This is a genomic window from Streptomyces sp. NBC_00096, from assembly GCF_045041305.1.
In the GTDB taxonomy this organism is placed as follows: domain Bacteria; phylum Actinomycetota; class Actinomycetes; order Streptomycetales; family Streptomycetaceae; genus Streptomyces.
This window is the reverse complement of the sequence record NZ_CP108221.1, coordinates 7,040,804-7,064,264: the sequence shown is the minus strand read 5'-3', so window position 1 is coordinate 7,064,264 and position 23,461 is coordinate 7,040,804. Positions and strand designations below refer to the sequence as shown.

Genomic DNA, 23,461 nt, shown 5'->3' with positions numbered 1-23,461 from the left:
CGCCTGCTGCGCCGCCCGGCCCGCGCCACCCGGTCCGCGCTCCGTGGTCCGCACTCCGTGGTCCGGGCGCCTCAGTCCGCCAGCCGGTCGGCCGCCCGGCGTACGCCCTCGGCCGCGTCCGCGCAGCGCCGGGAGTGGTCGAGCAGCACCATGCGGAACCTCTCCCCCGTCTCGTCCCCGGCCCAGCCGGCGGCCCCGGAGCAGGCCGCGAGGCTTTCCGCGTGCCCCTCCAGGCGTTCCGCACTCGCCCGCGCGAGGGCTCCGTACGAGGCGGGTGCGCAGCCGCGCACGCGGACCGGTACCGCCGCCGACCCGCCGACCGTCACCCGCCCGTCGCCCGGACCGCCGGAGGGTTCGAGCGCCACGAGCAGGGATCGCGCGTCGAGCGTGCCGGGCAGCCGTCCGGCGGTGAGGCGCGGCGAGACCACGAGGGGCCGGGCGGCCGCGGTGACCGCGCGTACGAGCTCCTCGGCGACCAGCGCCGCGAACCGGGTCGCCGCGCACCCGGAGGGCGTTCCGCACAGCGCCGACGGCCAGGCGCCGGGCCCGGCGCCGCCGTCCCGCGGCGGGGACAGCCAGCCCGGAGCGCACAGGATCTCCGTACCCGCGCCGATCGCGAGCTCCTCCCAGACGAACGGCGCCCGTACCCGGTGCACGCCGGCGGCCACCGGCGGGTAGTGACTCAGCGCCCGGGCCACGGCCTCCCCGGGGGTGAGCACCGGATCCACCGACCCCAGGGCCAGGGCCTGCAGGGCCGTCGTGGTGGTGGCCTCGGAGACGAGGTCGAGTACGTGCGCGACCGCCGCGACCACAGTGTCGGCGTCGGCGCCCGCCGTGACCAGCCGGCCGACCAGGGTGCCGGGGTCACCGCCCTCCAGGTAGAGGGCTTTCGTCCTGCGGTGCAGGGCGGCCGCCAGGTCCTCCCGGGCGGCCCGGCCCTTCACTGACTTCGCCCGGGTGACGATCTCACTGAGCAGCGTGTCCTCGGCGGCCGCCTCGCCCGCCACCAGTCGCCTGCTCAGCCGCCCCGTCACCTCGCACCAGGCCGCCCACTGCACGGTGCCGTCCCCGCGCCGGGCCGCGATCGCCGCGTCCGCCTCCTCGGCCACCGGCACGGACAGTGCACCGGCCGGAGCGAAGGCCTCCGGGGGCACCGCCGTGTGCGGCGACAGCCCGTACCGGTGCCCACCGGCCGTGAGCCCGGTCGCAGGCTCCAGTACGCCCTCCTCGTCCGCCCGCACGAGGAGGGACTCGGACACGGCCGGGGTCAGCGGTACGAGGAAGGTCCCGAAGGGGGTGCTCAGCCGGACCGGACTCCCCGCGCGGGTGCGCCGCAGGTGCTCCAGCAGGGCCCGTGTCACCCCTTCGCGGGTCAGTGCGTCCAGGCCCAGCACGCGGGCCGCGGCGTCCGTCCACGGCAGCCGGTGGGCAGCCATGGCCGCGCTGAACACGGTGTTCTCCAGGGCCCAGGCCGTCGCGGGGGGCCGGGGCGCCGTCGCCTTGCCGTCGCCGGTGTTGTGTGCAGGGGTCATCGGAGGCTCTCCCGGGGTCACTTGTCGCGCAGCATGTAGGGCTGGTTGCCGACGATGCGGCCGTCGTAGGCGCCGATCAGCTCGTTGACCCGGTCCCGTTGGTGCGCCATGGAGCCGCGCAGGGTGTCCGAGTATGCCTGTGGGGCGTGCGAGAGGGGATAGTCGTACGACTCGTCGAGCCAGGCCAGTTCGACCCAGCTGTCGGGAATGTCGTTGGGCGAGGCGGGGCCGCGGCCGTCGAGCATCGGGATCACGTCGTGGTTGTTGACCAGGCTGATCACCCGGGTGGTGTGGTCGGCGGGCCGTTTGCCGTCGATCGGGGAGCCCACGGCGATCACGTGCGTGACCCGGTAGCGGGCGGAGAGTTCCGCGTCCGCCGCGAGGTTCATCGCGGTCATCCCGCCCAGGCTGTGCCCGACGAACATGACCTCGGACCCGGTCGGTACCCCGGCCCGCAGCAGCAGCTTCCGTGCGGCGCGGGTGTACGTCGTATCGGTGTGCAGAAGCCCGTCGAACGCGCCCACCAGGTCCTGCGGGGTGCTGTTGCTCAGCAGTCCGAAGCTCGTTCCGGGCAGCAGCAGGACGTACCGCACGGCGCCGTCGGAGCATTCGACGCGGCGCAGCAGCACCAGTCCGTGGTTGCCCAGTGCTCCGATGTCGTTGACGTAGCTGACGATGTCGTTGGCGGAGGTGGCGAGCACCTTGGCCAGGATGGAGTCCGCCTCCACGCGCTCGGCCCGTCCGGGACCCGGGTTGAGGTACTTCAGCACCGCGCTCGGGACCCCGAACAGCGGATCCGTGGTCGGCACCCCTCCGGCGAGGGTCACCCACGAGAAGCCGTCGTTGACCGGATTCTCGTCGAGCAGACCCAGCAGGGCGAGCAGCTCCATGATCACGGGACTGACGGTGGTCAGGGCGCGGGTGACGCCGAGGCGTTCGACGAGCGCGTACATGGCACGCAGCGCCTCGATCCGCTGCCCGGCCACCATGGCGTCCGTCAGCCGTCTGGCGAGGGGCGAGTCCAGGTTCGGGTGGTCGGCGGCGATCGCCCTGATCCGCAGGGCGAAGGCGTCGACGGCCATGGCGACGGCGGCCGGACGGCGGTACGTCATGCTCCCGGCCGTCCGTGCCAGTTCACCGACGGGTCCGCCGTTGGCCCCGAAGCCGAGACCCGACGGGCTGGTCAGGGCCCTGGCGCAGGAGAACGCCGTGCCCAGTGCCCAGCCCGGTCGGCGCACCGCCTCCAGTCCCACCCGCCAGCTGGACAGCGCACCCGTCAGCTCCGCGCCCGCCTGCTTCGCCGTGAGGGCCGCGTCCGCCAGCAGGACCGAGGCCGCCACGAGGAGCTCGGCGTCGGTGCGATTGGCGCCGTCGGCCGGGGCCCGCCGGTGCGTCCGGGCCGTCCGGTCGGCGGAGTCGGTCCGGTCGGACGTCTGGCTCCGGTCGGTCCGCCCGCTGCGGGCGGGCGTCTCGCTGCGGGCGGACGTCTGGCTCCGGTCGGACGTCTCGCTCCGGTCAGACGTGTCAGTCCGGTCGGCCTTCGCGCGCCGGTCGGCCTTCTCGCTTTGGTCGCTCCGGTCCGTGTCCGGCGTCGCCTCGGCAGCGCCCTCGGGGCGCTGTCCCGGGGGCAGCCCCCGGGTCGTCCCGTCCACCGCCCGAGCAGTCACGTTGCCACCTCTCCTGCCTGCGCGACGGTTCGGCCTGGTTTCCGTCGCCCGCACCGGAATGCTGGCAGTCGATGCCGCCCGCACCGCACGCGAAGCCCGCGGATCGCCTACCCGGACCAGCTGCGGAGCGGGCAGGAGCGGGTACGACCGGTCGCGGCCCGAGGGGTGAGGAGCGGGCCCCGTGTTGACGCGGGGCACTCCTCACCCGACGGGCCGGCGCCGCCCATCGCTCAGAGGGGCCGGTCGGGCAGGGCCCCCCAGAACGCGCACTGGTGGTCCGTCGCGAAGTCCGGGTCGAGCCGGATCGCGGTCGGACCGAGGGTCAGGACCTTGCCCGCGGGTCCGGTCGGCGGCCACGGGGTCTGGCCCGGCACGGCGGGGATCCCGAAGCGGGCGAAGGCGCCCCAGTAGCGCTTCATCCGCGTCGCCAGCCCGGTCTGGACGGCTGTCAGGGGCCGTTCGCCCATCTCGAAGTCGTGCAGATAGGCCAGTTCGGCGCTGTGCGCGTTCGACTCGTCCAGGCCCGGCACCTGCGCTCCCGCCAGGGTGGGCGAGTCCGGGTCGTCGAACTCATAGGTGAAGGTGGGCACTTGCCGGGCGAAGAGCTGCGCGGTCCGGGCCGTCTGGCAGGCGAAGGTCGAGTCGGTCATGACGGCGGCCAGCGCCAGGTACGCCGATCCGTAGGCCGCCACCGGGTAACGGGCGAGCACCTCCGGGCCCGCCGCGCCGTAGCCCGACAGGACCTGCTCCGCGTACTGCCCATCCGTGAGGTGGGGCTGGGTCAGCGCCACGAAGAAGCGGGCTTCCGACCGGGTGCTCCCGATCAGCACCGGCACCTTGTTCCAGCTGCCCGCCGCGATCGCGTCCGCCGGATCCCGCGGCAGCAGCCCGTCACCCGAGGCGGGACCCGAAGTGGGCAGCGTACGGGCCGCGTCCACCAGCGCCTGACCGGAAGCGGCACGCAGGCACGGGACCACCGAGGCGGGGTCGGAGCAGCCCGCGCCCGCCGCGAAGGCCCGCGCCTCGGACTCGGCCCGTGCGACGTCCGGCGTACGGAGCAGGGTGCACGGGCCGCTCTGCAGCACGGCCCGGTGGAACAGCCCGGCCGCCGAGGGGGCGGCCAGCAGCGCGCACACCGAACCGCTGCCCGCCGACTGGCCGGAGACGGTCACGTTGCCCGGATTCCCGCCGAACGCAGCGATGTTCTCCCGGGTCCAGCGCAGTGCCGCGATCTGGTCCATCAGCCCGAAGGAACCGGAGCGGGCCGCGTCCTGGCGGGCCAGCTCGGGAAGTCCCAGATAACCCAGCTGCCCCAGGCGGTAGTTGATGCTGATCACGATGCTGCCCGTGAGCTCCGCCATCGTGCGGCCGCCGAACTGGGTGCCGGTCCCCTGGCTGTACGCACCTCCGTGCATCCAGAGGATCACCGGCAGCCGGTCCGCCGTACGGGCGCCCCCGGGCCGGTACACGTCCAGGTACAGGCAGTCCTCGCTGACGGCCCCGGGATCGCGCAGCCCGAACGGGGAGAACTGCAGGCAGGCGGGCGCCTGCCGGTCGGCCTCGCGCACCCCGCTCCAGCGCTGCGGTTCGCGCGGGGCGCGCAGCCGGGAGGCCCCGACCGGCGGGGCGGCGTAGGGCACGCCGAGGAACTCCTGCGCCCCGTCGTGGACGCGGCCGCGCAGCGCGCCCTGCGCCACGGACACCACCGGGCGGGACGGTCCGCTTCCGGCACCGGCCGGCGAGGCGGTCGCCGGCAGGGCCGTGGCGAGCAGAGTGGTGAGCGCGAGTGCCGTACCGAGTAGGGGTCTTGCCGGGGAGGTCCGGGCGAAGCGGGTCCAGAGCCGTCTCATGCGCACTCCTGGTGTCGGGTGTCCGGGTCGGGTCGGTGCGGTGCGGGGTCAGAGCGGTGCGGGGTCGCGGGTGGTGCGGCTTACGGGGCCGTGTGGATTCCGGGGCGGTGCGGTCTCCCGGAAGGTGTGATCTCCGGGACGGCGCGAGCGTCCGGGAGGTGCGACCTCCGGGCACGGTGGTTTCCGGGCACGGCGGTTTCCGGGGTGGGAAGTTCCGGGGGCGGGAAGTTCCGGGGGCGGGGCGGGCTGGGCTCGTCAGGGCACGCGCCCGCCCCGCCCCCGGAGGACCGGTGGGTGCTACGGGCGCAGCCCGGCGATCAGGGCCGCGGTGACGGCGAAGTCGGCCGGGCCGGTGTTCCAGTCGGCGTTCATCGGGCTGATGGCGATCTTGCCGGCAATGACGGCCTCCACGTCACTGCCCCGGGCCGGGGTCCGCAGGTCCACCTTCACGCCCACCTTCCAGGTGCCGTCACCCGCGTCGGTGTAGTCGGCCTTCAGCAGCGCCTGCGGGTCCTGGAAGGTGGTGGCCACCCCGGCGGCGGTGCCCTTGCCGTCGGCGCCCACGACCGGGTGGTTGACGTTCAGGCCGACACCCTTGGGCAGCAGGGGTCCGGACCTGGCCCGACGGCTCAGCCGGTCGATCAGGTCTACGGCGAAGTCGAGCGTCGGACCCATCGCGTTGACCGTGGTCACCGGGTCGGGCGCGGTGACTCCGCCGGTGCTCAGGGCGATGGCGGGAACCCCCGCGTCCAGTGCGGCGATCGCGCCGCCGACCGTTCCGGAGTGGGTGGCGAGCGCGGCCACGTTGGGTCCGAAGTTGGTGCCCGACACGACGAGGTCGGGCGCGCGCCCCTCGAACACCTCGGAGAGGCCGAAGGCCACCGAGTCGCCGGGAGTTCCGTCGACGGCCCACACCTTCGGCTCGGGGTGCCGCACCGCGATCGACGGGCCGTTCGAGGTCTTCGTACCGGCGCCGCTCTGGTTGGTGAGCGGGGCGACGATGGTGACGTCGTGCCCGGCGGCGGTGAGCCGGGCGAACGCCAGGCGGATGCCGGGGGCGTTGTACCCGTCGTCGTTGGTGAGCAGGATCCGCAGCGGGCCGGCGGGCACCGGCGCCGGGGCGGGCCCGGCCGCGGGTACGGAGGCCGCGGCGGCGGGCACCGTACCGGCGAGGGCGGGGGCACAGAGCAGCAGGGCGGCCAGCGGCAGAACTCGCTTGCGTTGCACGGAACGCTCCTTGGGAGAGGGGTGTGGAGGAGGGGTTGCTGCGGGGTGAGGGTCTGGAGGGGTGGGGTCGGCGGGCCCGCGACCCTCGGCGCGGGCCCGCCGGAGTCCGGGCCGCCGCGGTGCGGAAGGCGGCCCGGAAGTTCGGGAGGTGGGCGGGATCAGCGCACGCTGCGGATCGGGAGGATCGCGAGCGCGCCGATCAGCGACAGGGCGCCGCCGACCAGGAACAGCGGGGTGTAGCCGCCCAGGGAGGTGACGACGGCGGAGGCGACGAACGGGGCGATGATCTGCGGCCCGGCGTTCGCGATGTTGAGCACGCCCATGTCACGGGCGGCGTCCTCGGCCCGGGGCAGTACGAGGGTGACGAGCGCGGTGTCGACGGCCATGAAGCACCCGAAGGCCAGACCGTTGAGGGCGCTGAAGACGATCATGCCCGGCCAGGTCGGGCTGAGTACGGGCACCACCATGACCAGCCCGGCGAGGGCCGCGGAGACCCCGACGAAGACCTTCCGGCGGTTCCAGCGGTCGGACAGCAGCCCGCCGACCACCGTCGAGACGGCCATCGCGACCATCGAGACGGGGGTGAGCACCGCTATCGCGGCGGGCGCGGCCAGCCCGGCGGGGAGCTGGATGTGGTCGTCCAGGATGTAGAGCTGGTAGCCGACCACCGAGAAGTAGCCGAGCACCATCAGGGCCCGCCCGATGAAGGCCCACCGGAAGTCGTGGTGGCCGAGCGCCGAGAGGAAGGCCTTGACCTGCGCCCCCTTGGGGACCGCGGGCACGGCGGGCGCGGCCTGACCCGTGTCGGAACGCGGCAGGTCGCGGCAGAGGGTGGTGAGCAGCAGCGCGGCCCCGGCGATGACCCCGCCGAAGACGAGGTAGCCGACGCGCAGGTGCTCGGCGGTCTGCGAGGCGATCAGTACGCCGACCGTGCCGCCGATGGGCAGGCCCAGCCCCACCAGCGCGGACGCGGTGCCGCGCCGGGCGGTCGGAACCCGGTCGGGCACGATCGCGGTGACGGCGGCCTGGTAGACGTTCATGGTCGCCTGGACCAGGCACCAGCCGATGCCCACGAGCAGAGCGGTACTGACGCTGCCCAGGAGGGCCAGACAGGCGAGGGAGCCGAGGCCACCGCCCAGCACCCAGGGGTTGCGGCGGCCGCTGCGGTCGGAGAGCGCGCCGGCGATCGGGTTGAACGCGGTCGCGAAGATCGCGCTGATGCCGCCGATCAGGCCCAGGACGGCGACCTTGTCGTCGCCCGCGATCTCGGCGATCTGGGTGGGCAGCAGGACGGATCCGACTCCCATGTAGACCGCCATCATCGCGGAGTTGGCGACCAGCAGCAGGAGCAGGAGTCCGCGCCGGTGGGTGGGTTCGTTGTCCGCCGGTACGGGCGGATCGATGAGTTCGTTGGTGGCCATGACGACTCCTCGGGGGACGGAGCGGGGAGGTGACGCGGGGATACCGCCGGAATGCGGTGCGCAGGGAGGACGAGGACGCCGGGGGTGCTGTCGCACACGAGGGGCGTCGCCGGGGGCCGCGGTGCGGCTGGCGTGGTGCGGAGTGCGGTTGTACGCGGTGCGGTGTACGCGGTGCGGTGTACGCGGTGCCGTGCACGTGATGCGGTGTACGTGGTGCCGTGTGCGCGGTGTACGTGGCGCATGGCGCGGTGTGCGGTGGTGCGTGCGGTTTACGTGGCGTTGTTACACGTGTCACTTGAAGTGCTTGGACACTGTGTAGCACCCACTCCCGGGTCTCGCCAAGGGCTGATGCAGGTCTCCGCACAGATCGTGACCCACGGGCGAATCCCGGTTCGGGCACGTGTAACCGGCTGAATGAGGTCACCGGCCGGGGTGGGGCCGTCCGAAAACCCTCTTGCTCTTGTGGCGACGGTCACCCGTCCGCAATACTCCGTGCCGCACCGTGACGGCCCCGCCGCCGCGCAACAGACCGGCCCGCCCACCCCGCGGCCCCACCGGCACGCAGGCCCGCTCCGGCCCCTCCACTCACCCCGCACGCCTCCGCGGAACGCAGTCACCCCCGGCCCCCTCCGCGGATCCCGGCCACCTCCGCACGCTCCACCGAACCCCGGCGGAACCGGGCCACCCCCGCACGCTCCGCCGAACCCCGCCACCTTGGGGCCCGGCGGATCCCGAGCACCCCCGCACGCTCCCCCGAACCCACCACCCCGGACCCCGGCGAATCCCGGTCACCCCGCACCCTCCGCCGAACCCCACCACCCCGGGGCCCGGCGAATCCCGAGCACCTCCGCACGCTCCGCCGAACCCCATCACCCCGGGGCCCTCCGCGGACTCCCGCAGGCCTCGCAGCCGCGCCGGACCCCGTCACCCCCGGGCCCTCCGCGGACTCCCGCAGCTCCCGCACGGCCCCGCCGCCCCAGACCCCAGGCCCTTCCGGGGATTCCCGCAGTCCCGCAGCCCCTCCGGGGACTCCCGCCCACCCCCGCACAGCCCCACAGAGCCCCACAGGCCCCCATCGGCTCCGCCGACCCCGCACCCCCGCGCGGGCCGCTTCGCGGCTCCGCGGATCACCGCTCGGCCCCACTCCACGACGCCCCACTCCACGACGCTCCACTCCACGAACCCCGCTCACCGAGTCCGTACGCCTTCCCGCGCGCCCCCACCGCCCGGGAAGGTGACCCCGAAAGGTCCCGGCATGTCCCAGTCCCCCGTCTCCGCGCCGTCCCCGATGCCCGTCCGACCGCCACGTCGCCCGGTACCGGCCGCACCGCCCCGCCACGCGCTCGCCTGGGGAGCGGTCCTGACCCTCCTGTCCGTACTGGGAGGGCTGCTCCTGCGCCTGGACGAACGGCCCTTCTTCCAGGGCCTCGACGACTCCTGGGCCGCTTCCCTGAACGGCTCTCCCGCCGACGCCGCCAGCGGGTTCGCCACCGTGCTCGACCGTCTCGGCGGCCCGCTCGGCACGGTCCTGCCGCTACTGCTGATGGGCTGCCTGTGCATGTACGGGCGCTGGCGGTCGGCGGTCTTCGTCTTCACCACCGCCATCCTGGCCAACATCCTCGTGGCGCTGCCCCTCAAGCAGCTGGCCGACCGGCCGCGGCCCCCTCACACCTGGGTCCTGGTCAACGACGGCTCGTACCCCTCCGGCCAGGTCTTCAGCGCCGTCGCCCTGGTGATCGCGGCCGCAGTGGTGCTGTTCCCGCCGGGCGGCCGGCGCTGGTGGTGGCTCGTCGGCGCGGTGTACACCGGCGCCATGATGTGGAGCCGCACCTGGCAGCACGCCCAGTGGCTGAGCGACACCTTCGCCGGAGCCCTGGCCGCCATCGGGGCCTGCCTGCTCCTGTGGCGGGCCTTCGCACCCCTGCTGGAGACGGAGGCGGAACGGATGGCGGCCGACACCCTCTGGCAGTGACGGCCCCGCGCCCCACACCCCCGCCCCGCCCCGCCTCGCACCCACACCCACGACACCTCTCGCCATATCGTGAAACATTGACGGTCGACGAATTCACGCCATAGAGTCGAAGGGCGGCGCGCGCTCGGCGCGCAGCCCAGGAAGGATCGACTCATGGCATCCACCCCAGAATCCGATCGGCTCGAGGTGAACCCGCCGGCGGGCCGGCTGCGCGGCGCGACCGAAGGCGGGCTCACCGTCTTCCGGGGGGTGCCCTACGCGGCGCCCCCGGTCGGCGATCTGCGCTGGCGGCCCGCGCGCCCGCACCCCGGATGGAGCGGGACCCGGGACGCGACGGCCGACGGCCCCAGCGCCCCGCAGATGTACATGGAGGGCGGCGATCCGGTCCTCGGCGGGCACGGCTCGCCGCCCTTCGACGAGGACTGCCTGACCCTGAACATCTGGACCCCCGCGGCCGACGGGGCCCGCCGCCCGGTCCTGGTCTGGATCCACGGGGGCGGCTTCGTGTCCGGCTCCGGGTCACTGCCGAATTACTCGGGCGAGACCTTCGCCCGCGACGGCGACCTGGTCGTGGTCAACGTCAACTACCGTGTCGGCGCCCTGGGTTACCTCCAACCCGGCGCCGAGGACGGCAATGCGGAGGGCACTGCGGACGGCGGCGGCAACCACTGGCTGACCGACCAGCTCGCCGCCCTGCGCTGGGTGCGGGAGAACATCGCCGCGTTCGGCGGCGACCCGGACTCGATCACCGTCGCGGGCCAGTCCGGCGGCGCCGTTTCCACCGCTGCCCTCGCCGGACTGCCCGAGGCCCAGGGCCTGATCCGCCGGGTGATCCTGATGAGTCCGCCCTTCGGGCTGGAGCTCCCGACCCCCGAGGCCTCCCTGGAGCGCACCGCCGCACTCCTCGAGCTCACCGGGGTCAAGAGCCTGGCCGAGGCGCGCTCCCTGCCCTGGCCCGCCCTGATCGGCGCCACCGGGGGGCTCTTCGCGCTGACGACCCGCTGGGGCTACTGGCCGACGCCGTTCCTGCCCGTCATCGACGGGGTCACCCTCCACCGCCACCCGGCCGAGGCCCTGCTGCACGGGGCCGCGGCCGGCATCGAGGTGATGATCGGGTGGACCCGCGAGGAGGCAAACTTCGGCTTCGCCCTGGACGAGGGCTACGCGGCGGCCGACCGGGACCGGGTGACCGCCCGGATCGCGGACACCTTCGGCCCCGAAGCGGCTCCCGGCGCGTACGCGGCGTACGAGCGCACGCGCCCCGGGGCCCGACCGGCGGACGTCCTGATGGACCTCATCACCGACGAGCTCTTCCGGGTCCCCGCCCTTCGGCTGGCCGAGGCGCGGGCGGAGCTGGGCCGCCCGGTGTGGGCCTACCAGTTCGACCTGCCCTCCCCCGCGTACGACGGCCGGCTCGGAGCCGCGCACTGCCTCGAACTCCCCTTCGCCTTCGCGAACTTCGACCGCTGGGCCCACGCCCCCCTCACGGCCGGGCTGACCCCCGCGGTCCGCGACGGCCTCGCGGACACCATGCACCGGGCCTGGATCGCCTTCGCCCGGACCGGCGACCCGAACCATCCGGACATGCCGGCCTGGGACCCGTACACGAAGGACACGCGGACCACCATGCGCTTCGACTCCGTGGTCACGGCACTCGGTGACCTCGCCGGCGATTCCCGCCGGATGCACGAGGCCGCCACCCGCGGAGCCCCGTAGGAGCGCCCCCGCAAGGGACCCGGCCCGGCCTCCGGGGCGGGCCCCGCACGTCTGGGCGGCCCCGCGCTCCCTTGATCTAACTCGTGTAACCTTCGAGAGGAAGGCACCGAGCCGATCAATAGGAGCGTCGGAAGACCCCATGACCAAAGACACTCCTGTCCCCGCGTCCATCACCAGCACCGACGTGGCCCGCCTCGCCGGGGTGTCGCGTGCCACCGTCTCCTTCGTCCTGAACGACACCCAGGGGCATCGCGTCAGCGAAGCCACCCGGGCCCGTGTCCTCGACGCCGCCCGTCAGCTCGGCTACGTGCCCCACGCGGCGGCCCGGTCCCTGCGGGCCGGCCGCAGCAATCTCGTGCTGATGCCCTCCTCGATCTCCGCGGTCGGCCGCCTCGTCAGCGACTGGGTCGACGATCTGCACAGCGAGCTCGACCGGCACGGCTACACCGCCGTGCTCCACGCGGGCCGCTTCACCGACCCGCTCGACGCCGCCCGTGCCTGGGCCGAGCTGCGCCCGGCGGCCGTCATCGCCCTGGACGGCGACCGGTTCACCCCGCAGGCCGCCGAACTGCTGCGCCGTGCCGGGGTGCGCGGGCTGCTGGCCTTCGCGTCCCACCCCGTGGCGGGCGTGCACACCATCGGCTTCGACCACGCCCGCATCGGCGCGGCGGCGGCCGAGCACCTCATCGCCCGCGGCCGGACCCGCATCGGCGTGGTCATGCCGCAGGAGCGCGGCCTGGGCACCCTGGCCCGGCCCCGTCTGGCCGGCGCCGAATCGGTCGCCGCACGGCACATGGCCACCGTGACCCCGGTGGAACTGTCCTACACCCGCGAGTCCGCCACGGCGCTGGCCCGGCGCTGGCGGGAGCTCGGGCTGGACTCCGTGTTCGCGTACAACGACGAGTACGCCGCGCTGCTGCTGCACGCGCTGCGGGCCGAAGGCATCGTGGTGCCGGACGAGGTCGCGATCGTGGGCTCCGACGACCTGGTCCTCTCCGCACTCCAGCAGCCGGCACTGACCTCGATCCGGCTGGACCTGGTCGCGCCCGCCGTGGTCGCGGACGCCGTGCACGAGCTGATCGAGACGGGCACGACGGCGCCCGTACCGGAGATAGAGCCGGTGCTGGTCCACCGCGAGACCTCCTAGACGGCCCAGACCGTACGGTCGTTGCCGCCGGGGCGCTTCACAGCCGGCGCACGCGCGGCACGGCGGTCAGCATGGGGAGGGTGAACTCGGCGCGGGCCGTCTCCGGTCTGCCCGCGGAAGGCGCGGATCCGGCCCGGCGTGGCTGCCCGTTCTCCGTCCGGCATGACGAACCCCCGCGCGCGTCGCGAGGGAATCGGCGGCCTGGCCGTACGGGAACCAGGTCTGCTCCGGCGAGTCGAACCGGGCGGCCCCGCCGGTCTTCGGAAGGTGCGCTCCGGCCGTCTCGACGCGCCGGGCGGCCGGTGTGTCGCGCGGGCCGACGGCCGCACTCCCGCTGACCGGTGCGAGACCGGCGGCCCCCTCGCCCCTGCCGTCCATGCCGTTCCACAGGCCTGCCAGGATGCCGCCGGGTGCGAGGACCCCGGCGATCTCGGGTCCCGCGACCGCCATGTCGAACCAGTGCACGGCGTGGCGTTGCCGGCCGGTACGGCATCGACGGACGCGTCCGGCAGCGGTATCCCCTCGGCACTGCCCGGCAGGGCTCGGACGGCCGGGCAGCGAGCGGCGCAACTCGCTGAGCATCGCCGGGTCGGGCTCGACGGCGACGGCCTCGGCGCCCAGCGCGACGAGCGCGGCCGTGGGCCTGCCGGTTCCGGCGCCGAGGTCGAGCGCGCGCGGGCCGGGCGGGGGGGGGGCCGGGCGGCCCAGCGCCCAGTGCACCGCCGCCCGTGCGCAGTCCGGACGGTGCTCGGAGTATGCGACCGCCGCCGCGCCGTGGAGGAGCCGTTCGTCCCGGTTCACGCGGTCACCGCAGCGCCCCCTCCCGTGGGGCGCCATCCCGACGGCCGGGACACCTCGGCGCAGCGACCGCCGAGCCGACCGGCAGACCGGCAGACCGGCACACCGGGCCGAACCAGCCGAACGGGCAGGCCACCTCGGTGGAGGCGCCCATTCCTCCCCCCAGGGGAGGCGTCCGGCTACCACCGGGGGTGTATCTCACCGGAAGGCACCCTCCCTCTTCCCCCCCGGCGAGAACCGGACGTCACCCCGCGGCGTGGTACCGGCGAACGCGCTGGCGCGCACACGGACTTGGGGGAATACGGGTGGGATCCACATCAAGGGTGAGAACCGCGGCACTCGCCGTCGCGGCGGTCGGGACACTGATCGCCGGGGCCACGTCGGCCGGCATCCAGCCGGCGCGGGCCGCGAGTTCCGCCGCGAAGGGTACGAAACCGTCCGCGGCCTCGACGGTGACGCTGATCACCGGCGACCGTGTCGTCGTCGGCTCCGACGGCGGCGTCCGCCAGGTCGTTCGCGGCAAGGGCCGTGAGGGGACCGTCTTCTCGGTGCGGCGCGAGGCCGGGCACACCTACGTCATCCCGCAGGACGCCCTGGGCCTGATCGGTGACGGGGTCCTGGACCGGCGGCTGTTCGACGTCGCCCAGCTGGTCGAGTACAAGTACGACGACGCCCACCGCAGCGCGCTGCCCCTGATCGTCGGCTACGGGTCGGCCGGAGGGGGATCCGGAGCCGGAGCGAGCCTGCTGAAGTCCGCCGGTGACCCGCTCGCCGGGGTCGCCCGCGACGACCGCCGGCCGCTGCCCGCCGTGGACGGCGAGGCCTTCGCCGCGCCCAAGGACGGTGTCGCGGCCCTGTGGTCGGCGGTCACCGGAGCTGCGGGGAACGCCCGGACGGCGGGAGCCGCCCCGGCGGCGGCCATCACCCACCTGTGGCTGGACGGCAAGGTCCGCACCACCCTCGACACGAGCGTGCCGCAGATCGGCGCGCCCACCATGTGGGCGGCGGGCTACACCGGCAAGGGCGTCAAGGTGGCGGTCCTGGACACGGGGATCGACGAGACCCACCCGGACCTCAAGGGCATCGAGGCGGCCCAGAAGAACTTCACCGAGTCCGACTCCCTGGACCACATCGGGCACGGCACGCACGTGGCCTCCACCATCGCCGGGACCGGCGCGCAGTCGGGCGGCCGCTACAAGGGCGTGGCGCCCGGAGTGCAGCTCCTGGACGGGAAGGTCATCGCCGACGACGGGTACGGAACCGAATCCTCCATCGTCAGCGGCATGCAGTGGGCCGTCGACCAGGGCGCGAAGGTCGTCAACATGAGCCTCGGGGGCCAGGACGGCCCCGGCCTCGACCCGAAGGAGGAGGCGATCGCCCGGCTCTCCGACCGGGCCCTGTTCGTCGTGGCAGCGGGCAACCGGGGCAACAAGCCCGGCACGATCACCTCGCCCGGCAGCGCCCCCGAGGCGCTCACGGTGGGCGCGGTCGACAAGCAGGACCGGCTGGCGGACTTCTCCAGCCGCGGCCCGACCGTCGACGGAGTGTCCAAGCCGGACGTCACCGCCCCCGGCGTCGACATCACGGCGGCCCAGAGCACGCAGAGCTGGGACCCCCCGGGCAACGGCTACATCAGCATGTCGGGCACCTCGATGGCCACCCCGCACGTCGCGGGCTCCGCAGCCCTGCTGCTCCAGCAGCACCCCGGCTGGAGCGGCGCCCAGCTCAAGGCGCTGCTGACCGGATCGGCCAAGCCCGACCCGGTGCTGAACGCCAACCAGCAGGGGGCCGGCCGGGTCGACCTGACCCGGGCCGTGACGGCCTCCGTGGTCTCCGAGCCCGGCTCGCTCGACTTCGGCACGCAGGCCTGGCCGCACACCGACGACAAGCCGGTGGCCAAGACCCTCACCTACCGCAACTACGGCACGCAGGCGGTCAAGCTGCGGCTGAGCCAGACCGGGACCGATCCGGCGGGCGGCCCGGCCCCGGCCGGCATGTTCACCCTCAAGGACACCGAGCTGACCGTGCCCGCGGGCGGCAGCGCTTCGACCACCGTCACCGTCGACAGCAGCCGGGGCACGCTCGACGGCGGGTTCGGCGGCACCGTGCTGGCCGCCGGGGACGGCCAGTCGGTACGCACCGGCATCGTGGTCGTCCGCGAGGTGGAGTCGTACGACGTGGTCCTGCGGCACATCGACGTCAACGGTGCGGTCCCGCCGGGCTACTCCAGCGCGGTCACCAGGATCGGCAGGGACGAGCCGGGCCGCATCGACTTCCCGGGCGACCCGAGCGGGACCTCCACGCTGCGGCTGCCCGTGGGTGAGTACCAGCTGGAGAGCGTCGTCTTCAACCCCGACGGCCGGATGGCCGTGTTCGTCCAGCCCGTCGTGAAGGTGTCCGCGAAGACCGCGATCGTGCTCGACTCCCGCAAGGCCAAGCCCTTCGCCGTCACCGCCCCCGATCCGGCCGCCCGGCTGGTCAACGCGATCGTCGGATACTCCGACGAGACCGCGCAGGTGGCCAGCGCCTGGGTCACCGACGGGCAGACGCCGATCCTCACCCAGGCGCTCGGCTCCGCGGGCCCCAGGATCAAGGCGCAGTACACCGGGGTGTGGAAGAGGCCGGGCGCGGCGGGCAGGAACGTCGACTACCGTCTCGCCTTCAACCGTACGGGCAGCTGGTTCACCGGGCTCAAGCACACCGTCACCCGGGCCGAGGTCGCCGAGGTGAAGCTCAGCTTCGGGGCGTCCGTGACCGGAACCCAAGGCCTGGTCTACGCGACGCCGTTCGACGAGACCGGCCAATTCGCCATCGGTGGGCGGGAGCCGATCCAGCAGGGCCTGCCCCTGGCCAGCACCCAGTACGTCAGCGCCGTCGGTGTCCGCTGGAGCTGGGAAGCGGCGCAGCTCAACGCCCAGGGCGACTACCGCGCGAACTACCTGACGGACCTGACCTCGTACAAGCCGGGCAGCAGCAACGCCCTGGACTTCAACACCGGTGTGGTCGGTCCCGGCATGGACGCCAAGGACGATCAGGGCGCCGTCACCCGGTACGGCGACCGCATCGACGCCAACGTCGAGCTGTTCCGGGACGGCAGTGGCCACAGGGGCGGATCCGCCGTCAGCGGGGGCTTCACCCGGCTGGAGTCCGGTGGCGAGCTCATCGCCGAGGGATCGGAGAGCGGGTGGGTGGGCGCCGACGTTCCGGCCGCCTCCGCGGCGTACCGCCTGAGCGCGGAGTCGACCCGTGCCCCCGAGGACACCGCCACCAGCACGAAGGTGGCCGCCGTCTGGACGTTCACCTCGGCCCGGCCGGCCTCCGACGAGCAGGTCACGCTGCCGCTGTCGACGGTGCGCCTGTCACCGGAGCTCAGCCTGAGCGGGACGGCCCGGGCGGGCTGCGCCCTGAAGGTGCCGCTGTACGTGGGCGGCGCGGCCGCCGCGCCCGGGCAGGTCGCCGCGCTGGCCGTCAAGGTCTCCTACGACGGGGGCCGGACCTGGCAGCCGGTCACGGTGAGCACCGACGCGAAGGGGGCCCGCTCGGTGACGGTGAAGCACCCGGCGACGGCCAGGGCCGTGTCGTTCCAGGTGGACCTGAGGGACAAGGCGGGCAACACCGTGCGCGAGACGATCACGGATGCCTACCGGCTCGTTCCCTGAGGTGACCGCCCGACGGTGAACCCGTCCGGCCCGGCCCCGCACCTCGCGGGGCCGGGCCGGACCTTTTGCGGGGCCCCGGGGCCCCGCGTGGGGGGCCTGCCGGCGCCCCCCGACGCCGGCCCCCCGCTCCGCCCGGCTCCGGGTCTCAGGACCCCGCGGCCAGGTGCTCCGCGAGGAAGGCCACGCTCTCCCCGACGATCGCGACGATGTCGGGGGATCCGAGGAAGATGTGGTCGGCGCCTTCCACCGGCCGCAGGGTGACCGCGCCGCCGGACTGCGCGAGTGCCCCGGCGAGCTGCTCGCTCTGGCTGTACGGGACCAGGCCGTCGTGCGTTCCGTGGATCAGCAGGAACGGCGGCAGGCCCGGCCCGCGGGCGTACGTGATCGGGCTGGCGACCCGTGCCAGCGCCGGCCGCTCGGCTTCGGATCCGCCGAGGAGGGCTTCGTACGGGTCGGGGAAGTCCGTCCCGCCCGGCATCGCGGGCATGGGGTGATCGGCGAGGGCGACCAGGTCGGAGACCCCGTACCAGTCGACGACGGCCAGCACGCCCGTCTCCCCGCTCCCCACGCCGTGCGCACCCTCAAGCGCCTCGGCCTCCGGGCTGTCCGGGCCGACCAGACCGGCGAGCGCGGCCAGGTGGCCACCCGCGGACTCGCCCCACACGCCGATCCGGTCACCGTCCAGGCCGAGGGCGGCGGCGAACTTTCGGACGTAGCGGATCGCGGCCTTCACATCGTGCAGCTGGGCCGGGAACGGGGCCTCCAGGCTGTGCCGGTAGTCGATCGAGACGAGCGCGAGCCCCGCCTCCAGGACCGCCCCGTGCAGCAGCTCCACCGGCACGGTCGGCGGCGGGTAACGCCGGTCGCCGTCGAGCCAGCCGCCGCCGTGGATCCATATCACCACCGGGAAGGGACCCTCCCCGGCCGGGACCCGGACGTCCAGCAGGCGGGGACGGAACCCGGGCGTGGTCGCGTACGTGACCCCGTCGAAGTGGCGGATCCCGTGCTCGTCCGTCACGGCGGGGTCCGGTGCCCGGTAGGGCGGGGGCGGCCAGGTCATGTCGGCGAGGTCGACTGCGGCAGGGAGCGGTTGCGTCATTGCGGCCCTTCCAAATTCTGCGCGGCCCCGGAGGCCCGCAAGCACGGGGCACGGCTTCGTAACGTATGTCCGAAATGCTTGCACGGGACCTTCGGGGAGACTTAACGTGTTACACGTGTAATCACGACTGTAGCGACGCACTTCCGCAGACCACAAGCCCGGGGGCAGTCCGAGTTCCCCGCCGGTTACACGAGCCACAGCACGGGTTCCGTCGCCTTCCCCCTCCGGGAGCACGCCATGCTCACCTCCACCACTCCTCCCGCCCCGATCGCCGGCGCCGCCCCGCGGGTGACCGGTGCCGCCCCGCAGCCCACCGGCACCGCCTCCCCGACCTGCGGCTTCGCCCGCTGGGCGCCGGATCCCGGCGCGGCGGCCGTCCCCCTGATGCGCTCCCGCGTGCGGGCCGTCCTCGACGGCTGGCGGGTCACCGCCGAGCTCGCGGACGTCCTGCTGCTGGCCGTCAGCGAGCTCGTCGGCAACGTCGTCCTGCACGCCGGCCCCGTCGGCCGCATGCGCGTCGGAGTGTCCCTCCGAGGGGGCTGGATCCAGCTCGACGTCACCGACGGAGCGGCCCGGCTCCCCCGGCTGCCACACCCCCGCACCGAGGCCGACCCGGACGCCGAGAGCGGGCGCGGCCTGCTGATCGTGCAGCTGATGACCGCCGAGATCGGCGGGCAACTCAGCGTCATCGCCGAGGAGTTCGGCAAGACGGTCCGGGTGCGCGTCCCGGCCGCCTGACATATCGGGGAGGCCGTCACTGCGGTGAAATATCTCGGAGAATTGACGTACGCCAAATTATCGAGATACTTGCCCCATCTCCCCCGCTGCTCCCTGATTGAGGTGCCGCCCCATGGAGCTCTCCCCTTCGGCACACGCCGACTCCTTCTGCCGCGACCGGCTTCCGCCCTTCTCGCTCTGGCCCGAACTCCACTTCGACCTGCCGGAGTTGGCCTACCCGGACCGGCTCAACTGCGCCCACAGCCTCCTCGACGACGCCGTCGAGCGCTGGGGCCCCGATCGCCCCTGCCTGCTGACCCCGACCGAGAGCTGGACGTACGGCGACCTGCTGCGCCGCGCCGGCCAGGTCGCCCAGGTGCTCACCGAGGACCTGGGCCTGCGGCCCGGGAACCGCGTCCTGCTGCGCGGTCCGAACAACCCGTGGCTCGTCGCCGCCTGGTTCGGCGTGCTCAAGGCCGGCTGTGTGGCCGTCACCACCGTGCCGCTGCTGCGCGCCGCCGAGCTCGCCGAGCTGTCGGGGATCAGCCGGCCCTCGGTCGCCCTCTGCGACCACCGCTACCTGGAAGAACTCGAAGCGGCCGGCCGCGCGGAGGCAGCCGGCCAGGACGGCGGCCCCCTGCGCGTGATCGCGTACGGCGGCCCCGGCGAAGGTGACCTCACGGCCCGCTGCGCGGCCAAGGACGGGGTCTTCGCCAGCGTCGAGACCGCCGCGGACGACGTCGCGCTGATCGCCTTCACCTCCGGTACGACCGGGCGGCCCAAGGCCACCCTGCACTTCCACCGGGACGTACTCGCCAACGCCGCCACCTTCTCCCGGCACGTCCTGCGGCCCCTCCCCGACGACGTGTTCACCGGCACTCCGCCGCTCGCGTTCACCTTCGGCCTCGGCGGGCTGGTGGTCTTCCCCCTGCGGGTCGGCGCCGCCACCCTGCTCATCGAACAGGCGACGCCCCGGCAGCTGGCCGACCTCGTCGCCGCGCACGGGGTGACCGTGCTGTTCACCGCGCCCACCGCGTACCGCGCGATCATGGCCGACGGCGCGGCCGGTCTGCTGGCCGGTCTGCGCCGCTGCGTATCGGCGGGGGAACCCCTGCCCTCCTCCGTGTGGGAGGAGTTCCACGCCGCCACCGGGCTGCGCATCATCGACGGCATCGGCGCCACCGAGATGCTGCACGTGTTCATCTCCGCGGCCGACGAGGACATCCGGCCCGGCTCCACCGGCCGGCCCGTGCCGGGCTACCGCGCCGCCGTGGTCGACGAGCACGGCGTGCCCGTTCCCGACGGGCAGCCCGGCCTGCTGGCCGTGACCGGCCCCACGGGCTGCCGCTACCTCGACGACCCGCGCCAGTCCACGTACGTCCGCGGCGGCTGGAACATCACCGGTGACACCTACGTCCGCGATGCCGACGGCTACTTCTGGTACGTGGCCCGGAGCGACGACATGATCGTCTCCTCGGGATACAACATCGCCGGACCCGAGGTCGAGAAGGCCCTGACGGGCCATCCCGACGTGGTGGACTGCGCGGTCGTCGGGGTGCCCGACGACCGGCGGGGCATGCTGGTGAAGGCCTACGTGGTCCTGCGCGCCGGGGTCCCGGCCGTGGAGGCGACCGCCCGCGAGCTCCAGCGGCACGTCAAGGCGGCCATCGCGCCGTTCAAGTACCCGCGCGCCGTGGAGTTCGTCACCGAACTCCCCCGCACGGAGACCGGCAAGCTCAGACGCGGAGAACTGCGCACCAGAGCGAGGGAGTCGGCGACCCTGCACGCGCCCGCGGTCCCGGCAGTCCCGGCAGTCCCGGCAGTCCTTGCGGCCCCGACGGCCCCGGTCGCCGCGGCGCCGGCGGCGCTCCCGGCGGCCGACGGGGGGTGCGCCGCCGGCTGCCCCGAGGCCGAGGTGCCGCGCCTGCCCAGCGTCGTCATCGAACGCCGCGTCGAATGGCCCGACACCGACGCGGCGGGCCACTACCACCACTCCACCGTGGTGCGCTGGGTCGAGGCGGCCGAGGCCGTGCTGCTGCGCCGCCTGGGGCTGTCGCACCTGTTCGGCAGCACGCCCCGGGTCCACTTCGAGGCCGACTACCGGGCCCGGCTCTGGTTCGGCGAGGCCGTGCGGACGGAACTGCGCGTCACCAAGGTCGGCGCCAGCTCGCTCCACTACGCCTTCAGCGTCCACGGCGAGGAGGGCACGGAGGCCGCCACCGGCCGCATGGTCATCGCCCACTCCGCCGCCCGGGCCACCGGGACCACCCCGTGGCCCGCCGAGGTCCGCGAGGTCCTCACGAAGGCGGGCCCGCAGGCCCCCGAACTGATCGAGAACAACCGAGGAGGCGCCCCGTGCGCGTAGCAGTCATCGGAGGCGGGCCGGGCGGCCTGTACTTCGCCGCCCTGGCCAAGCAGCTCTCCCCGCACTGGGAGATCACCGTCTGGGAGCGCAACGCCCCGGACGACACCTTCGGGTTCGGGGTCGTCTTCTCCGACGAGACCCTGGACGGCATCGCGCAGGCCGATCCCGCGGTGTTCGCCGCGATGTCCGCGGAGTTCGCCCGCTGGAGCGATGTCGACGTGCACCACCGCGGCCGGACCCTCACCTCCGGCGGCCACGGCTTCGCCGCCCTGGGCCGCCGCCGGCTGCTCGGCATCCTCCAGGACCGCTGCGCCGCCCTGGAGGTGGACGTCCGCTACCGCACCCAGGCCCCGCCGCCCGGCCAACTGGCCGCCGAGTACGACCTGGTGGTCGCCTGCGACGGGGTGCGCTCGGCGACCCGCGCCGCCTACGCCGACACCTTCGCCGCCGACCTGGACGAGCGTTCGGGCCGCTACATGTGGCTCGGCACCGACAAGGTCTTCGAGGCCTTCACCTTCATCGTCGCGGAGCAGGACTTCGGCACCCTGCAGGTGCACGCGTACCCGTACGACGGGACCCGCTCGACCTTCATCGTCGAGATGGACGAGGACAGCTGGGAGCGCGGCGGCTTCGCCGGTCCCGCGGGCCGCGAACTGCCGCCCGGCACCAGCGACGAGGAGTCCATCCGGCGCTGCGAGGAGCTCCTCGCCGACCATCTGGACGGGCACCGGCTCATCCCCAACAACTCCAAGTGGCTCCGCTTCACGACGGTGCGCAACCGCACCTGGCGCCACGGCAACACCGTGCTGCTCGGGGACGCCGCGCACACCGCGCACTTCTCCATCGGCTCCGGCACCAAGCTGGCCATGGAGGACGCGCTCGCACTGGCCGCGTGCCTGCACGAGCACCCCGACGTGGAGAGCGCACTGGCCGCGTACGAGGACGAGCGCAGGCCGGTGGTGGAGTCCACCCAGCGCGCTGCCCAGGCCAGCCTCGAATGGTTCGAGAACATCGACCGGTACACGGGCCAGGACCCGGCGCAGTTCGCCTTCAACCTGCTGACCCGCAGCCGCCGCGTCACCTACGACGGGCTGCGCGCCCGCGACGAGGAGTTCACCGCCGCCGTCAACACCTCGGCTCCGGTGCCCCCGATGTTCCAGCCCTTCCGGCTCGGCGGCCTGCTCCTGCGCAACCGGGTCGTCGTCCCTCCCATGGCCCTGTCCACGGCCCGCGAGGGGGTCCCGGGCGACTTCGACCTGGTCCACCTGGGCACCCAGGCCCTCGGCGGATCGGCCCTGGTCATCGCCGGCATGACGGCGGTCAGCGCCCGCGGCCGGAGCGACGCGGGCTGTCCCGGCCTGTGGACCGACGAGCAGGAGGCCGCCTGGCGGCGGATCGCCGACTTCGTGCACGCGCAGTCGGACACCTGCCTGGGCATCCAGCTCACCCACGCGGGCCGCAGGGCGGCCGCCGGACCCCTGCTGGCCGCGTCCGCGCTGCCCTGGGACGGGCGCAGCCCGGTCCCCCGCGAGGCGACCCGGGCCGACATGGACCTGGTCGTACGGGACTTCGTGCGCGCGGCCGAGCGCGCCGACCGGGCCGGCTTCGACGTACTGGAACTCCAGTACGGGCACGGCCACCTGCTCTCCGGGTTCCTGTCGCCCCTGACCAACCGGCGCACCGACGAGTACGGCGGCGCGGTGGCCGGGCGGCTGCGCTTCCCCCTCGAGGTGCTGCGCGCGGTACGGGCGGTGTGGCCGGCCGGCAAGGCCCTGCTGGTCCGGATCTCCGCCACGGACTGGGCGGAGGGCGGGCTGGACGAGGCCGATGCCGTGGAGATCGCCCGCGCGCTGGCCGATGCGGGCGCCGATGCGATCGACGTCTCCTCCGGCGAGGTCGTGCCCCACGAGCGGCCCCTCTTCGGCCGCAGCTACCAGACGCCCTACGCGGACCTGATCCGCAACGCCACCGGGGTGCCGACCGTCGCGGTCGGCGCGATCTCCTCGTACGACGACGTCAACTCGGTGATCCTGGCGGGCCGGGCCGACCTGTGCGCCGTGGGGCGCGCCCAGCTCCACGACCCCTTGTGGACCCTGCACGCGGCCGCCGCACAGGGCTACCGCGGGCCCGCCGCGCCCTGGGCCCGGTCCTGGCAGGCCGGTTCCGGCCGGCCGCCCGCCGCCCGGACCGACCGGGTGCCGCCCCGCCTCGAACTGCTGCGGCGGCCCGCCGCACCGGTGCACCAGCGCTGGCTGCCGCGCGTCACAGCGCCGGCCCACTGAACCGCGGAG

Annotated in this window: 14 protein-coding genes and 1 pseudogene; 8 read left to right on the top strand and 7 right to left on the bottom strand. The window is 74.1% G+C overall.

Annotated elements, in window-relative coordinates; genetic code table 11:
• Positions 1 to 71 precede the first annotated feature (71 nt).
• From OG904_RS31525 to OG904_RS31505, 5 genes are all read right to left on the bottom strand, one after another.
• Positions 72 to 1,532: a hypothetical protein gene (locus tag OG904_RS31525; protein WP_405496839.1), complete on the bottom strand. Its 1,461-nt coding sequence runs from the start codon at positions 1,530 to 1,532 to the stop codon at positions 72 to 74.
• 17 nt (positions 1,533 to 1,549) lie between these two features.
• Entirely contained in the window at positions 1,550 to 3,199 is a 1,650-nt protein-coding gene (locus OG904_RS31520) for a lipase family protein (RefSeq protein ID WP_405496837.1), read from the bottom strand.
• Between the two features lie 230 nt (positions 3,200 to 3,429).
• Positions 3,430 to 5,049 (bottom strand): carboxylesterase/lipase family protein, encoded by a 1,620-nt coding sequence (locus OG904_RS31515; RefSeq protein WP_405496835.1) that lies wholly within the window; start codon positions 5,047 to 5,049, stop codon positions 3,430 to 3,432.
• Between the two features lie 297 nt (positions 5,050 to 5,346).
• The gene (gene surE / locus OG904_RS31510) at positions 5,347 to 6,276 is read right to left on the bottom strand and encodes a 5'/3'-nucleotidase SurE (RefSeq protein WP_405496833.1); all 930 of its coding nucleotides are present in this window, start codon (positions 6,274 to 6,276) and stop codon (positions 5,347 to 5,349) included.
• Positions 6,277 to 6,434: 158 nt separating this feature from the next.
• The gene (locus OG904_RS31505) at positions 6,435 to 7,697 is read right to left on the bottom strand and encodes an MFS transporter (RefSeq protein ID WP_405496831.1); all 1,263 of its coding nucleotides are present in this window, start codon (positions 7,695 to 7,697) and stop codon (positions 6,435 to 6,437) included.
• A 1,255-nt stretch (positions 7,698 to 8,952) separates the two neighbouring features.
• Here OG904_RS31505 and OG904_RS31500 point away from each other — a divergent pair.
• From OG904_RS31500 to OG904_RS31490, 3 genes are all read left to right on the top strand, one after another.
• Positions 8,953 to 9,669 (top strand): phosphatase PAP2 family protein, encoded by a 717-nt coding sequence (locus tag OG904_RS31500; protein ID WP_405496829.1) that lies wholly within the window; start codon positions 8,953 to 8,955, stop codon positions 9,667 to 9,669.
• A gap of 153 nt (positions 9,670 to 9,822) precedes the next feature.
• On the top strand, positions 9,823 to 11,385 hold the full coding sequence (locus tag OG904_RS31495; RefSeq protein WP_405496827.1) for a carboxylesterase/lipase family protein: 1,563 nt from the start codon (positions 9,823 to 9,825) through the stop codon (positions 11,383 to 11,385).
• Positions 11,386 to 11,524: 139 nt separating this feature from the next.
• Positions 11,525 to 12,532, top strand: a complete 1,008-nt coding sequence (locus tag OG904_RS31490) for a LacI family DNA-binding transcriptional regulator (RefSeq protein ID WP_405496825.1) — start codon at positions 11,525 to 11,527, stop codon at positions 12,530 to 12,532.
• 66 nt (positions 12,533 to 12,598) lie between these two features.
• Here OG904_RS31490 and OG904_RS31485 read toward each other — a convergent pair whose 3' ends face one another.
• On the bottom strand, positions 12,599 to 13,333 hold the full coding sequence (locus OG904_RS31485; RefSeq protein WP_405496823.1) for a methyltransferase domain-containing protein: 735 nt from the start codon (positions 13,331 to 13,333) through the stop codon (positions 12,599 to 12,601).
• 320 nt (positions 13,334 to 13,653) lie between these two features.
• On the opposite strand from OG904_RS31485, the gene OG904_RS31480 reads away from it, so the two are divergent.
• On the top strand, positions 13,654 to 16,989 hold the full coding sequence (locus OG904_RS31480; RefSeq protein ID WP_405496821.1) for a S8 family peptidase: 3,336 nt from the start codon (positions 13,654 to 13,656) through the stop codon (positions 16,987 to 16,989).
• 145 nt (positions 16,990 to 17,134) lie between these two features.
• Here the strand turns inward: OG904_RS31480 and OG904_RS31475 are convergent, their stop codons facing one another.
• Positions 17,135 to 18,088 (bottom strand): alpha/beta hydrolase fold domain-containing protein, encoded by a 954-nt coding sequence (locus OG904_RS31475; protein ID WP_405496819.1) that lies wholly within the window; start codon positions 18,086 to 18,088, stop codon positions 17,135 to 17,137.
• Between the two features lie 237 nt (positions 18,089 to 18,325).
• Between OG904_RS31475 and OG904_RS31470 the strand changes: the two genes are divergently transcribed.
• The 4 genes and pseudogenes from OG904_RS31470 (at position 18,326) to OG904_RS31455 (ending at position 23,452) form a co-directional block, all read left to right on the top strand.
• Positions 18,326 to 18,826 carry an ATP-binding protein gene (locus OG904_RS31470; RefSeq protein ID WP_405496817.1) on the top strand — a complete coding sequence of 167 codons (501 nt, stop codon included), beginning with the start codon at positions 18,326 to 18,328 and terminating at the stop codon, positions 18,824 to 18,826.
• A 112-nt stretch (positions 18,827 to 18,938) separates the two neighbouring features.
• Positions 18,939 to 20,561, top strand: a pseudogene (locus OG904_RS31465) (AMP-binding protein); the annotation flags it as partial.
• A gap of 159 nt (positions 20,562 to 20,720) precedes the next feature.
• Positions 20,721 to 21,170 carry an acyl-CoA thioesterase gene (locus tag OG904_RS31460; protein WP_405498369.1) on the top strand — a complete coding sequence of 150 codons (450 nt, stop codon included), beginning with the start codon at positions 20,721 to 20,723 and terminating at the stop codon, positions 21,168 to 21,170.
• Positions 21,161 to 23,452 carry an FAD-dependent monooxygenase gene (locus tag OG904_RS31455; RefSeq protein WP_405496815.1) on the top strand — a complete coding sequence of 764 codons (2,292 nt, stop codon included), beginning with the start codon at positions 21,161 to 21,163 and terminating at the stop codon, positions 23,450 to 23,452. The genes OG904_RS31460 and OG904_RS31455 overlap by 10 nt, the downstream gene beginning before the upstream one ends.
• Positions 23,453 to 23,461 lie beyond the last annotated feature (9 nt).

Excerpts from the sequence above, each read along its gene's own strand:
- OG904_RS31525 (WP_405496839.1), bottom strand. The coding sequence starts at position 1,532 with ATGACCCCTGCACACAACACCGGCGACGGCAAGGCGACGGCGCCCCGG.
- OG904_RS31515 (WP_405496835.1), bottom strand. The coding sequence starts at position 5,049 with ATGAGACGGCTCTGGACCCGCTTCGCCCGGACCTCCCCGGCAAGACCC.
- OG904_RS31505 (WP_405496831.1), bottom strand. The coding sequence starts at position 7,697 with ATGGCCACCAACGAACTCATCGATCCGCCCGTACCGGCGGACAACGAA.
- OG904_RS31500 (WP_405496829.1), top strand. The coding sequence starts at position 8,953 with ATGTCCCAGTCCCCCGTCTCCGCGCCGTCCCCGATGCCCGTCCGACCG.
- OG904_RS31495 (WP_405496827.1), top strand. The coding sequence starts at position 9,823 with ATGGCATCCACCCCAGAATCCGATCGGCTCGAGGTGAACCCGCCGGCG.
- OG904_RS31490 (WP_405496825.1), top strand. The coding sequence starts at position 11,525 with ATGACCAAAGACACTCCTGTCCCCGCGTCCATCACCAGCACCGACGTG.
- OG904_RS31475 (WP_405496819.1), bottom strand. The coding sequence starts at position 18,088 with ATGACGCAACCGCTCCCTGCCGCAGTCGACCTCGCCGACATGACCTGG.
- OG904_RS31470 (WP_405496817.1), top strand. The coding sequence starts at position 18,326 with ATGCTCACCTCCACCACTCCTCCCGCCCCGATCGCCGGCGCCGCCCCG.